Source organism: Hydrotalea sp. (genome assembly GCF_049968455.1).
Classification (GTDB): domain Bacteria; phylum Bacteroidota; class Bacteroidia; order Chitinophagales; family Chitinophagaceae; genus Hydrotalea.
Window position 1 is genome coordinate 111,668 of sequence record NZ_JBMFQT010000006.1, and the last position, 16,010, is coordinate 127,677.

General features: G+C 37.8%; 7 protein-coding genes. 1 reads left to right on the top strand and 6 read right to left on the bottom strand.

The features are described from left to right. The first annotated feature begins 106 nt into the window (after positions 1 to 106). Complete coding sequence (locus tag ACP5P5_RS06120; protein ID WP_428285222.1) at positions 107 to 1,387, top strand: M24 family metallopeptidase; 1,281 nt, start codon at positions 107 to 109, stop codon at positions 1,385 to 1,387. A gap of 52 nt (positions 1,388 to 1,439) precedes the next feature. Here ACP5P5_RS06120 and ACP5P5_RS06125 read toward each other — a convergent pair whose 3' ends face one another. From ACP5P5_RS06125 to ACP5P5_RS06150, 6 genes are all read right to left on the bottom strand, one after another. After that, on the bottom strand, positions 1,440 to 2,048 hold the full coding sequence (locus ACP5P5_RS06125; protein ID WP_428285223.1) for a methyltransferase family protein: 609 nt from the start codon (positions 2,046 to 2,048) through the stop codon (positions 1,440 to 1,442). A 37-nt stretch (positions 2,049 to 2,085) separates the two neighbouring features. After that, positions 2,086 to 5,505, bottom strand: a complete 3,420-nt coding sequence (gene galA / locus ACP5P5_RS06130) for a beta-galactosidase GalA (RefSeq protein ID WP_428285224.1) — start codon at positions 5,503 to 5,505, stop codon at positions 2,086 to 2,088. A gap of 443 nt (positions 5,506 to 5,948) precedes the next feature. Beyond that, positions 5,949 to 6,572 carry a class I SAM-dependent methyltransferase gene (locus tag ACP5P5_RS06135; RefSeq protein WP_428285225.1) on the bottom strand — a complete coding sequence of 208 codons (624 nt, stop codon included), beginning with the start codon at positions 6,570 to 6,572 and terminating at the stop codon, positions 5,949 to 5,951. A gap of 27 nt (positions 6,573 to 6,599) precedes the next feature. Then, on the bottom strand, positions 6,600 to 9,518 hold the full coding sequence (locus tag ACP5P5_RS06140) for an FAD-binding and (Fe-S)-binding domain-containing protein (RefSeq protein ID WP_428285226.1): 2,919 nt from the start codon (positions 9,516 to 9,518) through the stop codon (positions 6,600 to 6,602). A gap of 249 nt (positions 9,519 to 9,767) precedes the next feature. Then, positions 9,768 to 12,911 carry a WD40/YVTN/BNR-like repeat-containing protein gene (locus ACP5P5_RS06145; RefSeq protein WP_428285227.1) on the bottom strand — a complete coding sequence of 1,048 codons (3,144 nt, stop codon included), beginning with the start codon at positions 12,909 to 12,911 and terminating at the stop codon, positions 9,768 to 9,770. Positions 12,912 to 12,938: 27 nt separating this feature from the next. Next, positions 12,939 to 15,956 carry a VPS10 domain-containing protein gene (locus ACP5P5_RS06150; protein ID WP_428285228.1) on the bottom strand — a complete coding sequence of 1,006 codons (3,018 nt, stop codon included), beginning with the start codon at positions 15,954 to 15,956 and terminating at the stop codon, positions 12,939 to 12,941. Between the last annotated feature and the right edge of the window lie 54 nt (positions 15,957 to 16,010).

Here is a 16,010-nt window from a genome sequence, read left to right on the forward strand (position 1 = left end):
TTCAGTTTTGCCTTTTTACTTTTTTTGTGAAATAGTGCCGTTAAATGCAATGCTTTACTATCTTTAAGACATAAGCAATTCATTTTTATCATTAAACCCCCATTCAATGAGCATAGAACGTAGAAAATTTTTAAAATATTCAGCAGGAAGTGCTGCCGCTGTTTCCATTTTTTCGGGTATTACAGGTTTTGTTAAAAGTGGTAAATATTCAGACCCCGACTGGAATAGTTTACACAATATGACTAGCGATGTTAAACCCATTACCGTTAGTGAACGAAAGGCACGTATTGCCAAAGCACAACAACTACTGCAAAAAAACAATATGCAGGCTTTGATATTAGATGCCGGCACCTCTTTAAACTATTTTACAGGAATTCGCTGGTGGCCGAGTGAGCGTACTATGGTGGCAATTATTCCGGTTAAGGGAGATGTTACCTATGTAAGTCCCGCATTTGAAGCCGATAGGTTGAAAGAATTAATCACCATTGGCAGTGGTGTACATATTTGGCAAGAAGATGAAAGTCCCTATGAAAAAATTATTAAAGTACTGAATGATAATGGCATTACCGGAGGCAATATTGGCATGGAAGAGCGTTTGCGTTTTTTTATTTTTGATGGTTTGCGCAAAGCCGCACCCAACATGCAATTTGTTAGTGGTGATCCTATTAGTATTCCTTGTAGATTAATTAAATCGCCGGCAGAAATTGCTTTATTGCAAAAAGCAAATGATATTACATTATCCGCTATAAAGTTTGCAGCAGCGAATGTAAAAGAAGGTATGTCGAATAATGATATTGGGGCTATCATTGGTCAGGCTCAGCGAAAAATGGGGGCAGCATCAGATGGGGCATTGGTTACTATTGGTGCCGCTTCTGCTTTGCCACATGGTAGTATTCAACCCCAACATTTAAAAAAAGGCGATATTTTGTTAATGGATTGTGGTTGTTTGGTAGAGGGCTACACTTCAGATATTACTCGTACCATTGTTTTTGGTGCACCACCTACGGAAAGGCAGCGTAGTATTTGGAACTTGGAAAAGAAGGCACAAGCAGCAGGTTTTGCAGCTGCACAAATTGGACAACCTTGTGAAGCAGTTGACCATGCTGCACGTAAAGTATTAATTGATGCAGGTTTCGGACCGGGATATCAGTTACCCGGTTGTCCGCATAGAACCGGCCATGGTATAGGTATGGATGGCCATGAATGGGGTAATATGGTAAACGGCAATAAGCAACCCATACAAGTGGGTATGTGTTTTAGTGTTGAACCTACCATTGTAATTCCGGGTGAAATGGGCTTAAGATTGGAAGATTGTGCTTATATAGCTGAAGATGGACCTCATTGGTTTTCAAAGCCTGCCAGTAGTATTGATGCTCCTTTTGCATAGTTGCGAAAGGCACTTTACAGAATAAAACTTTATTTACGAATGGCAAAAAAAGTTAATTGAATGTTTGTTTTGTTTTTTTTAGTAAAGGAACAATCATAGGAACTTTTTGTTGATATATGCGATACGCACTCCCAAATTCCCTAAGCAATTTTTTTTCTTCAAAATACATACCAATAAACGTATACAAGGTAATCATTATAGAAGAAACGAGATTGCTACTTGATGGAGCAATAAAAAGCCACCCCCAAATAAATAATAACGTGCCCAAATACAATGGATGCCTAACCAATTGGTGTATCCCGGCAGTATTTAAAACAGAAACTTTCTCCTTTTTTAAAAAGACATCTAACCCACTAATATTAAAAAAATAACCTCGAACAGATAATCCCATAAGTACCAATCCTGCAGTCGCTATCAACATGCCGGAAATAGATAAAATTTGTGCATGCGGTATTAAAATTTTAGAAGGAATATGAAATTGATAGTATAAAACTCCCAATAAACTAATCAAAGCAAAAAATGAATACATGAGGCGGTAATACTTAAACCAATGTCCCATTTTTGCTTTAACCCATTCTTTGAACCATAAGGTTGCTGTAAGGCTGTGAATAAAACCAAAGGCAATCCAAAAAATAATTAATATCCATAGCGATGAATCCATAACTAATAAAAACAAAATTATTGCAGAACAGTTTTGTTTATTGGGTAATATTTGTTAAATACTGCTCATGCATTTTATCATACAATTGTAAATAGTGATTTGCATGCCCACTTTTATCGAAAATAGATTCCCATGTATTTAAAGGTTCCCAAATAAATGTTCCTTTGCCTTTCCCATTGGGCAGTTGAAAAACTTTATCATTCACAGCTTCTTTTTTTGCTGAATATTCTACAACAATTACATCTTTTTGATAGCGTTGTACCAAATCGTTTAAATTATATTCCAAATCATTTAGGGTACCGTGCCATTTAGGATAATACGATAAACCAATCACATCAAAATGAACGCCGCGTTCCAACATATTGTTTAAAAAGAAGACCGATTCATCATTTTGACCACCCAAAGCAATATGTAACATAATTGGTATAGAAGGATTAACCGATTTCACAGCAGCAATACCTGCATTCAGTAATTGTGCTAAACTATCCGGATGTTGAATATTACCTATAGGCCATAAAATACCATGGTTAATTTCATTGCCTACCTGAATCATACCAGGTAAAGCATTTTCATTTTTTAATGCCAATAATGTATTGCGAGTAAAAGCATAAACCGAATCTTTTAACTGTATAAAATTTAAGTTTTTCCATGCTGCCGGTAAAAATTGTTTACCGGGATCGGCCCAGGTATCACTGTAATGTAAATCGAGCAGCCATTGTAAACCGGCAGCTTTAATGCGTTTAGCCATTTGTAAGGTATGAGCAAAATCGCAAAAGCCTTTACCGGGTGCATATCCACTATCATTAGCCGGATTATTAAACATACGCAGACGTATGTAGTTAAAGCCATGTTGCTTTAAAATTTGAATAGCATCTTTCGCAGTATCAGCATCATAAAACTTTTTTCCTTCTGCTTCTAATTGTGGCAAAAAAGAAATATCAGCTCCAATTATTTTATCAATATTACGCGAATGCATTTGTGTAGAAAATAAGGAGTACTTTTTATCGGTAGAAAAATTAATTAATGCTTGGGGTGATACTGATATTATTTCTGTAGAACCCGGCCATAGCCCTTCAGCAGAAGCGGTAACTTTTATTAACCCGGGTGTTGTACCTGCCTGTATAATAAATTGACATTTACCGTTAAAAGTACTGCGCTGCCAAGCACCATCTATACATTTATCAGGTTCGTGGCTACTTGGATCACCGTTTCCGGTGCCAATAATTTTTGCATCGCCGACTACAGAAAAGCGAATCATGTTATTGGCATTAGGCACTTCTCTTCCTTCATGATCAACCAAGGAAATATTCATAACGGCAACGGATGTACCATCGGCTACTAAAGTAGTAGTTGAAGGAGAAAGTACCACTTCAGCAGGCAAGCCTGTTGTTTCAACAGAGGTATTCCATATTCTTCCATTTTTATGTGCTACTGCTTTCAATATACCGGGTTCATATGGTACAGACCATTGTAAATGTCCATTTACAGGCATAGTTTTAGTTCCTAAACTTTTTCCATTTAAAAACAATTCAACTTCATTAGCATTAGAATAAATCCAAACGTCAATAGGTTTACCGTTTTGCCCTAACCAATTCCAATGCGGTGCAATATGTAACACATCTTCATTACTCCACCAGCTTTTATAGTAGTAATAAATATTTTTAGGAAAACCACATACATCCATTACGCCAAAATGAGAATTGATATTTGGCCATTGAAAAGGAGTGGGCTCACCACGGTAATCAAATCCTGTCCAAACAAAACCACCCATCCAATAGGGTGCATTGGCCGCCAATTTCCACCATGCTTCGGCAGTACTGGCCCACCAAGGTGCAGTAACGTCTTCATCAGGCAAATATCCTCGAATACTATCAACCCTATACTCGCCACGGGTAGTAACGGTACTTCCCATTTCTGTACCAATAATGGGTTGTTGCGGATGCTCCTTATGATAATCGGCTACAGCAAATTGTCTGTAATTAAATCCCCGAATCGGAATAACTTCATTTACGCCTTTCCATACATTTCCCAAGTCAGCCGCATAAGTACAGGTACGTGAGGGATCGAGTTGTTTTTGTTTTTCAATAAGTGAAGTGGCTATGTGTTTGCCAATGTCAGTAGTTTGAATCCATCCTTCTTCATTGCCAATTGACCATAAAAATACGGAAGGATGATTGCGATCGCGTTTGATGAGTATTTCAAATTGATGTAGATACTCCGGGCTGCTATTTAATAATCGTTGTTCATCTAATACCAGCATGCCTAAACTATCACAGGCATCTAACAATTCAGGGGTAGGCGCATTGTGGCTGGTGCGATAAGCATTTACCCCCATTTCTTTTAATAATCTAATACGATAATATTGCATACCATCAGGCAATGCGGTACCAATGCCGGCATGATCCTGATGGTTATTTGCTCCATGAATTTTTATATTTTCATTATTGAGAAAAAAACCTTTCTCTGCATCAAATCGAATAGTTCTAATTCCGATTCGATAGGTAACCGAATCTAATACTTGATTACCAGATTGAATGATGGTAGTTACACGATATAAATAAGGATTGGTCAAACTCCATAATCGGGGATTATTAACAGGAATGGATTGTTGTACTTGAAAGATATTATTAGCTGAAACTGATATAGGTTGTTTGTTAGTTGAAGCAACCATTTTCCCGTTTCGCTCAGTTACATAACTATAAGCAACTACATTGCGTTGTTGAAATGCGTCATTATGAATAGTGGCATCGACAGTAACATTAGCATTATTATTTTCGGTTTTGGTTTGAATGTAAACGCCATTAGTTGCAAAATGTACCGGTTGCATTGTGTTCAACCAAACATGACGATAAATACCGGCACCTTCATAAAACCAACCTTCATATTGCGTAGCATCAACACGCACCACAATTACATTATCTCTATTCCATTTTAAAAAGTTGGTAATATTATAATAAGCACCCACATATCCACTCATATTATTGCCTACAAAAATGCCATTTACCCAAATATTGGCATTACGAAAAATTCCATCAAACTGTAATTGAAATTGTTTACCTGAATCGGCTGCTGAAATCCACAGATGTTTTCTATACCAACCAATACTGGTTTCAGGAAATAATCCGCCAACAGGTTTATATCCATGCGATTGAACATCGAAATTATTCACATTTACAAAAGGTAATTCTACAGACCAATCATGTGGTAAATTTAGAGTACGCCAACTACTATCATTGAATTGTGGATCAATTGCCGTTCCTACAGCCCCTCCTGTTTTAGCAAAAACAGTTGAAATACTATAATTAAAATCTTTGGAAGCGTCAGCAGCATTTCCAAAATGGAACTTCCAATTGTTATCTATGTTTATGTGTTGCTGAGCGAATGCCCAATTTGGAAGTATGAAAAGAAACACAACAAAAAGCTTACTAAACTTTACTTTTCGATAAAAAAGCAACATAATTTATCATTTAGCTAAATCATGAGAATTACATACAGCAAATTAGAACAAAATATGGAGTAGATTGAAAATGAAATAAAGCATTCAGAATTATTTGACAAACGACAAAAGCAGATGGATTGTAAAATTATTTGAGGTATTTAATAAATGCACGATTTTTTTTATCAAAGTGCATAAAGTACAATTCAACTAAATTAATTAGCCATTTATTCAATGGAATATCAATTGTAGTGTTACTCAGCAAAGACTCATTATAATATATGTATCATATTTAGTTAATCGGGCTGAGAACTAATAAATAAAATACACATTTAAAAGGGAAAATTGATTGACAGCATCACGCTCAAATTTTACCAAAAGGAGATAAGAAATTAATTTTCGTTGTTGCAATCAAATTTTATGCTAATGACTTTTAAGCCATACCCAATAAGCAAACTATTATATTATTTTTGAAACAAAACACCCAAAATTCTTGGCTGATAAGAATCAAAGCCATCATCAAAATATTCATGCACCTTTTTTACGAAAAATCCCGCATTTAATCCGGCATTTATAAATTCAGCAAAATGATGTACGTAACAAGTTAATACCTGCAAACCTGCTTCATCTTCAAATCTGGCTTTTGAACCATTGTATTGTTTAAATGGATGTAATTCGCCTACATACATATAACCACCCGAAACCAGTGCATTTGCTGCTTTTTTAAAAATTGCCTCTAAATCTTCAATATGTTCTAATACCAAACTAAAAACTACCAAATCGAACGACTGTTGAACAAAATGCCATGGTTCCAGAATATTGGCTTGCAAAAATTGCACATTGGGATGATTGATTTTTCTTTGAGCCGCTTGCAGCATTGCTTCAGAAAAATCGACCCCCAACAATTGCTTGGCTTTATGCTGCAACCAAATCGTATTTTTTCCTGTGCCACAACCCACTTCCAAACAGCGTTCAAAAGCTACATCATTTAACAATGTTTGTAAAACAATGGCCTCCGCATCTCGGGTCTTATTTTCATTCGTATCATATTGTGCTGCCCACTGATTATATGCTTGTTGAATACTCATGTACTATATCATTCATTAAAAAGAAATTTACAATAATGCTTCCCATAAAACCTCAACGGTATGCTTAGCCTGTTTACCTGTTCCATCTTTAATTTGATGCCGACAACTAGTACCCGGTGCCGCAATAATGGTTGTGGCATCGGCTTTATTAACCGCCGGAAACAATACCAAATTACCAATTTGCATGGATAAATCATAATGTTCCTTTTCATAACCAAATGAACCGGCCATACCACAACAACCAGACGGTAATGTATTGACGGTATAATTTTGGGGTAAGGATAAAACTTTTACGGTATCATTCAAATTAGTTAAGGCTTTTTGCTGACAGTGACCGTGTAGCACAATTTTTTTGTCGGCATTCGTAAATAAAGCAGCACTTATAAAACCTTTTTCTATTTCTCCAGCTAAAAACTCATCAATATAAAAAACATTTTTTGCCAGCTGCTTGGCTTTTTCATAATGATCATCATCTGCCAAATCAATATACTCATCTCTAAAAGTAAGTATTGCCGACGGTTCAATACCTATCAATGGTGCTTCTTCGCACACTATATCACTTAACCAATCAATGTTTTGATGTGCTATTGCTTTAGCTTTCAATAACAAACCTTTGGATAGCATGGCTCGTCCACTTTCAACATGATTGGGAATTACCACTTCATATCCAAGCTTTTCTAATAATTGAATAGCAGTAATGCCAATACCGGCATCATTATAATTGGTAAACTCATCACAAAAAAAGTAAACCTTTCTTTTAGCACCATTATTGGAAGCAGGTTGCTTTCTTTTACGCATCCATTCTCTAACCGTTATTTTTGAAAGGGTTGGCATTGAGCGCTTTACAGCAAAGCCTGACATTTTTTTTATCAAACTACCTGAAAAACGATTGGTAACCATACCATTGTACAAGCCGGGCCATACAGATCCAATCTTTGCTACAACACTAAAATTTGCAATAAGTTTTGACCTAAAGGGTATTCCGTTAGCCTTATAATATTGTTGTAAAAATTCTGCTTTTAATTTGGCCACATCAACATTCGAAGGACATTCAGATTTGCATCCCTTACAACTCAGGCACAAATCCATTACCTCATAAATTTCTTTGTGATTAAATTTGTTAATAGCAGTTGAATGCGTTAAAAACTCTCGCAAAATATTAGCACGTGCCCGGGTAGTATCTTTTTCATTTCGCGTTGCCATAAATGATGGGCACATAGTTCCACCGGATATATGTGTTTTTCGGCAATCGCCCGAGCCATTGCACTGCTCTGCATGCTGTAAAACAGTTTGGTTTCCCCAACGAAAAACGGGTGCTACATTCGAATCTTTTTGCCCCGGGGTATAACGTAAAAAAGTATTCATGGGAGGGGTATCAACAATTTTACCCGGATTGAAAATATGATGTGGATCCCATGTTTCTTTAATTTGTTTTAATAATGCATAATTTTTCTCACCAATCATTTTCGGAATAAACTCTCCACGCAATCTACCATCACCATGTTCCCCACTTAATGAACCATTATATTTTTTTACCAAAGCAGCCACCTCCATTGCAATGGTTCTGAACAAAGCATTTCCTTCGGCAGTTTTCAAATTAATAATGGGTCGTAAATGTAGTTCACCTGAACCTGCATGTGCATAATGCACGGAATACAAACCATATTTTTCTAAAATTTTATTGAAGTCAGCAATATAATCAGGCAAATCATTCACATCTACTGCAGTATCTTCAATAACGGGAACGGCTTTGTCATCACCCGGCATGTTCCCCAACAATCCTAATCCCGCCTTGCGTAAATTCCATATTTTTTTAGTATCATCGCCAAACAATAACGGAAAATGGTAACCCAATCCTTTTTCACGCATGGCCGCCTCTACTTGTTCGGCAATCCGCGTTATTTCTTCACGTGTATTTTTCTTAAACTCAACTACCAATATAGCACCGGGATCTCCTTTTACAAAAAACCGATTTTTTTGCTGTTCAATATTACCTTTCGTACATTCTAAAATATAATGATCAATTAGTTCGCTGGCCGTAGGCGCAAACTGTAAAGCAATTAAATTAGCCAACAACGATTCATGTATTGTATTAAAATGCACACACAATAAACCCGTTTCTTTAGGCGGTAACGGTACCACATTTAGCTTTATTTCTGTAATGAAAGCCAAAGTACCCTCTGAGCCTGCAATTAAGGTGCAAAAATTAAAATTCGGACCACCGGCTTCAAAGGGTGCCGTCTGCATTAATAAATCAATTGCATATCCGGTATTTCTACGCTCAATAGATTTTTTTGGAAACTGCTTGGCAATTTCAACACGGTTATCATAATTACTCAACAATTGCCTTATGTTATTATAAATTCTTCCTTCCAGTGTATCCATTTCACATTTTGCATGAAATGAATCCAGGTCTGTTTCACCAAACACCACATCACTGCCATCACTCAAAATAGCTTTAATTTCAATAATATGTTCACGAGTACTTTTATAAACCACCGAATTCGATCCGCAAGAGTTATTACCAACCATACCGCCAATCATTGCCCTGTTAGCAGTTGATGTTTCCGGTCCAAAAAGCAATCCATAAGGCTTTAAAAAAACATTCAAATCGTCTCTAATTACACCCGGTTGTACTCGTACCCATTTTTCATTAGCATTCAGCTCTAATATTTCATTAAAATATTTCGATACGTCAACGACGATACCGTTACCAACCACTTGGCCAGCCAATGATGTACCTGCCGTACGTGGTATTAAAGAAGTTTTGTGTTGTAATGCAAAAGCAATTAATAATTTTATATCGCTTTCTGTTTTGGGCAAAGCCACGGCCAACGGCATTTCTCTATACGCCGATGCATCAGTTGCATACAAAGTGCGCATGGTTTTGTCATAATACAATTCGCCCTGCAATTGTTGTTGTAATGTTTGTAAATGCGCTATCATGAAATTTTTTAATTGCAACTATTAATGCAGTAAAATTAAAGTATTTCGTTGCGAACTGTTGTTAGTTTATGGGCTATCGGCTAAAGTGCTTTATTCAGCAGTAGTTCGGGCTGTACGCTTATAGTCCGCACTGCGTTTGCGGGCTAACGCTTCCATCCCGCAGCCTTTCAACTGAATACCCTTATTAAACAAAAACCACGTATGCAAAATAAAATTGCATACGTGTTTAAAAATTAAACAATCAAATATTTAATCTTCATTTTTTATGCCAATAACAGGCAACTGTTCTTTATTAATTAGTGCATTTAATGCAGGTATATCTTTCTTCAAAATAGCATCTAACAAATGCAATTGTTCATCGGCTTGTGCACTTAAGTCGGCATACACTTCGCGAGATTGCTTACTGGGTGCAGTATAGCCACTGGCTACAACATTAAATAATCCGGATAATTTATCGTTTATTCTAATCGGGTAGTTTAAAACATCCTGACTGCTTTTGGCTTTTGTTTGGTACAATGCTTCTTCAATTTTTGTTAAACGCTTATTAATGCTATCCGTAACAGGTTTCAGCATTTTCGATTTTCCGGTATCTAACCGAGCAACAAAATCGTTCATTTGTTTACGCAAAGTCCTAATATTTTGTATGGCAGTTTGCACTTCATTAAACTTATCTCGAATTTGTAACAAGAAATTCACTTGTGCATCATAATCCTCTTGTGTCATATTTTGATCAGGAATACCTTTAATTACAAAAGGCACATCAACGGAATCTTTCATGAATTTAAATCTGGCCATATATTTACCCGGAGCAGCTTTCACATTACCAATAGTGCCATTCCATAAAATCATATCATCAATTTTTTTGCCTCCGGGGTAATTCATATCCCAAACAAATTCATTCATTCCGGTAGTAATATCAACAGGTAATTTTTTTGTACCATATGTTTCAATGGGCTTACCCTGTTTATCAAATATAGTAATGTGTACCTTTCCGGAGTCACCCGCATTTTTTATAAAATACCTAAATACAACCCCGTTAGGTGGGTTTGTGCCCATGTTAGCATTGTGTGTTGTAAAGGTTCTTCTAAAGCGACCACCGGTTGAAAATCGGTAAGCATCAGTTACATCAAACACATGCAAATTTTGTTGCAATGCTTTTGCTTCTTTCTGTTGCAATAAACCCAAATCATCCAATACCCAAAACCCACGGCCTTGGGTAGCAACAATTAAATCATTGTCTTTAATGGTTAAATCGGTAATTGGTACTTTGGGTAAGTTTAATTGAAATGGTTGCCAACTTTCACCATCATTATAGCTAATAAACAATCCATATTCAGTACCGGCATACAATAATCCGGCCCGTTGCTTGTCGGCCCTGATGCAGCGAGTAAAATAATTAAACGGAATGCCATTGGTGATGCGCTTCCAAGTTTTACCATAATCTTCTGTTTTGAATAAATAGGGCGTATAATCGTCCATTTTATATTTAGTACCGGCAAAATAAGCTTTACCTTTTTGCTGAGGGTCAACTTCAACACAATTCCACATCATCCACTTACCTGCATCGGGGGGTGTTACATTTTCCCAATTTTTTCCTCCGTCCTTTGTTACATAAATCAATCCATCGTCACTCCCGGTCCATAAAACATTGGGCTCCGTAGCTGATTCAGCAGCGGTAAAAATGGTGCAATAATATTCCACTGATGTATTATCCTGAGTAATAGGTCCGCCACTGGAAGCTTGTTTGGCTTTATCATTTGTAGTTAAATCGGGGCTAATCATTTCCCAACTTCTTCCTTCATTTTCGGTTACAAACAAATGATTACCGGCAGCATACAATTTTTTAGGATTGGTAGGTGAAAAGAAAATTGGAAAGTTCCATTGAAAACGGTACTTCAATACATTTGCTCCTGCGCCCATTGGATTATCAGGCCAAACATTAATTGCTCTATTTTCACCAGTACGATGGTCAAGGCGCGATAAATAACCACCATAATTTCCGCCATACACTATATCTGGATTAAGTGGATCGGCTACTACATAGCCACTTTCAGCCCCTGCGGTTGCTTGCCAGTCTGTTTCGCCAATGCCAGGTCCGTTAGAACGACTTTTAATACGCAATGTTGTATTATCTTGCTGTGCTCCTAAAATTCTGTATGGGAAAGAATTATCTGTTGATACTCTATAAATTTGAGCTGTAGGCTGATTCATCAAAGAACTCCATGTTTGCCCACCATTAAAAGAAACTTGTGCGCCACCGTCATCTGCAACAATCATTCGATTACCATCTTCGGGATCAATCCATAAATCATGATGGTCGCTATGGGGTGTATTAATTGCTTGAAAAGTTTTACCGCCATCGCGGCTACGCATCATTTCAACATTTAGCACATAAAGGGTATTTTCGTTTTTGGGGTCAACATAAACCTTAGAATAATACCATGCCCGTTGGCGAATATTGTTATCATTGCTTTGTAAATTCCAGGTTTCACCACCATCATTACTTACAAATAAACCGCCTTTTGCATTTTCAATTATTGCATACACTTTATCGGTGTTTGAGGGTGCTACTGCAACACCTACAATTCCCCAAACTCCTTTGGGCAAACCTTTTTTTTCTGTTAAATTCGTCCAGGTTTCACCACCATCGGTACTTTTATATAATCCGCTTCCATCGCCGCCACTAATCATACTATATGGTGTTCTTTCTACGTGCCACATGCCTGCATACAATACATTAGGATTACCCGGTTCCATTACCAAATCAGAGCAAGCCGTAAGATTGTTTACATATAAAACCCTTTTCCATGTTTTGCCGCCATTGGTAGTTTTATACACTCCTCTTTCTTCATTAGGCCCAAAAGTATGCCCCATAAGGGCTGCCCAAACTATGTTCGGATCTTTAGGATCTACAATAATGCGTATAATGTGTCGGCCATCTTTTAATCCAATATTCTTCCAACTTCTGCCGCCATCATCACTGCGCCACATACCGCCCAAACCTTCGGAAACATTACCACGTAATGAATTTTCACCTTCACCCACATAAATAATTGTTTCATCGCTGGGTGCAACAGCAACAGCACCAATACTTCCACCAAAATATTTATCACTTATATTTTTCCAGTTACTGCCACCATCGGTTGTTTTCCATACACCACCACCTGTTGCGCCAAAATAAAAAGTGGTTTTATGACTGAAACTTCCGGTAACGGCAGCACTTCGGCCACCACGGTAAGGGCCAATTTCTCTAAACTTTAAAGCAGAAAAATAAACCGAATCTACATTCATTGCCGGAGCAATAGTAGTTGCTTTTCTAGTTTGCTGCGCAGGCAAATTGGTTACCAAAAAAATCCCCAAGAATAAGGGTAAACTAACAAAGCATTTTCTCATGTTATATGGTTTTAAGTATTGAACTATTTACAAATTTGCTAACGATTGCCATTTTTTTTCTAATTGCTGCAACTGCTGAGTTAATTGTTGAACTGCATTTTGCATAGCTACGGTTGGCGGCATATCTGCATCTTCTAACATGCTTAACACATTTTGACTTTGTTGTAAAAGCGCATGATATGAGATTTCTGAGCCCATTCCTCGTCTGCTGCCATTACTACCTTGTAAAGCTTTTAAAGCAGCATTATCGTTGTTGTTTGATTGCATTAATTTTTCTTGAATGGCATTCAATCTATTCAAACAAGTTTTCCCAATTTCATAACATTGTTTTGCCAAGGTAAATTGTTGATGCAATTGCGCTTTAGATGTTGTTACCCTTGGATCCATAATTACTTCCATATTTTGTTGTAACTTTTTACCATTGGCTTCCAACTCAACAATATACTTACCCGGTAATACCCAGGGAGCAGTTTCTAACGGTGCTGTATTGCCGTAAATGGCAGCAATCGGATAAATAGGTGGTAATGGCAAAGGTGTGTAATGAACATCCCACAAAAAACGATGCATGCCCGGTTTTGATGACAAAATTTGCTGGGGTCGAATCCAGTATTTGGGAATATTTACTTTTGGAATATGATAAGGTGTATCGGTACTGGCATATTTTCGAACAATGTTACCAGCCATATCTTTAATGGTTAATGTAACAGCCCCTGCATAATCATTGGGCAAATAGTAGTCAATAATTGCTCCATCGGGCGGATTTTGGCCTGCCGGTTCTTCTTGTGGCAACGGTGTGTCCGTATTCATATCCCAACGAATACGCAGGGCTTTTTGTGGTTGAAACAAATAAGGATTACTAACGGTAATGCGTTGTTGTGCAATTTGACGAAGCGGTGTAATGTTATCTAAAATCCAAAATGAACGACCATGTGTTCCTACCACAATATCATCATCCTTAATTACCAAATCACGAATTGAAGTTGCCGGCATATTTAAACGAAGAGATTGCCAATGGGCACCATCATTAAAGGATACATAAACTGCATTTTCTGAGCCTGCAAACAATAAGCCTTTAACTTTTGGATCTTCCCTTACAACATTAATGGGTTCATTATCGGGCAGCCCATTCACTTTTTCCTGCCAAGTTTTACCACCATCATGCGTTATATAAATGTGAGGGTGTAAATCGTCGCAACGAATTCTGTTCACAGCAGCATAAACGGTATTATTATCAAAATGTCCGCAATCCATCAATGAAATTTTACTCCATGATGTAATAGAAGCGGGCGTAATGTTTGTCCAAGTTTTACCTCCGTTTCTGGTTATTTGAATATAGCCATCATCTGTGCCACACCAAATAGTATTGCTATCGGTATAGGAAGGAGCAATGGTATAAATTACACCTCTACGGGGCATGGTTTTAAATGCAGCAGTAGTATAAATGCCTACGCTGGCAGGTATGTCCCATTCACTTCTGGTTAAATCGGGGCTGATAACTTCCCAGCTATTACCACCATTATTGGTTTTAAACAATACATTGCCGGCAAAATATAACGTATGTGGATTGACGGGTGAAAACAATACCGGCGCCGTTCTAATAAAGCGATATTTACCACTGCGTATAGCTTCGGGGGCAACATTTTGAACCTGTCCAGTACGCTTATCGTATCTTGTTATTTTCCCGCCATAAATAATATTCGGATTTAATGGATCGGCAGCCACATAACCATATTCTTCAACACCAACGGGATGCCATTCACGAAAAGTAATTTGTCCGTCATTGCCGCGTGATGCTATGCCTACCGAGCCGCTTTCCTGTTGCCCACCATATACATTGTACGGAAAAGCATTATCGGTACTTACATGATAAAACTGAGCAGTGGGTTGATTATACCATGAAGAAAAAGTTTTGCCGCCATTTACGGTAATAATAGCACCCTGGTCGGCAGCTATTAAAATAATGTCAGGGTTATTTGGGTTTATCCAAATACGGTGATAATCATCACCGCCGGGTGCGCCTCTAAAGTCTGTCCAGTGATGACCGCCATCTTCCGATTTCCAAACAACCACATTGGCGGTGTACACAATATTTTCATTTTGAGGATCAACTTTTACTTCTGCAAAATCGCTGCCTCGGCCCCAATAGCGGCCATCATTACTAATACTGTACCAACTTTCACCACCATCATCGCTTCTAAACATACCGCCATATTGGCCTGCATCAACAGTAGCATACATTCTGTTTGGATTGCTTGGTGCAATACAAAATCCAATTCTTCCCAAACCTTGTTCAGTTGTTGGTAGCCCTTTGTTTATTTTTTTCCAGGTTTGCCCACCATCTGTTGATTTGTATAAACCACTATTAGGACCATTCCATTCGCCGTTTTCCCAAGGACCTTGTCTGCCGGCCCATAAGTCGGCAAAAACAATATTCGGGTTTTTTGGATCGATGGCTACCTGAACTGCACCGGTGTTTTCATCAACATACAAAACTTTTTGCCAGGTTTTACCTCCATCTAAAGTTCTGTAAACCCCTCGCTCGGCATTAGGTCCGTAAGGATGCCCCATAGCGGCAACAAATACCCGATCCGGATTTAGCGGATCAATTACAACGGCACCCACTTGCTGTACATCGGTTAAGCCAAGATGTTGCCAGGTTTTACCTGCATCTGTTGATTTATAAATGCCATTTCCTACGGATAAATCGGGGCGTTGCAATCCTTCACCTGAACCCACATAAATTATATTTGGATTGGAAGGAGCAACTGCAACATCACCAATGGATCCGGTGGACTGCTCATCAAAAATGGGTGTCCAGGTTCGGCCAAAATCATTTGTTTTCCATACACCACCATTGTTTACCCCAATATAAAATACATTCGGTTGTTGGGGTACACCTACTGCACCTACTGTTCTTCCGCCACGATGCGGGCCAATCATACGCCATTGGATTTCCTGAAATAAAGTAGGAGCAATTTGAGCAAAAACACTTGGAACTTCTGCTATACAACATAGCAATAGAAAAATACGGATAATCGATTTCATAGTGGGTGTATTTTGAAAGGTATGTAAGCTTTACAATCAATAGCACATCTGTGC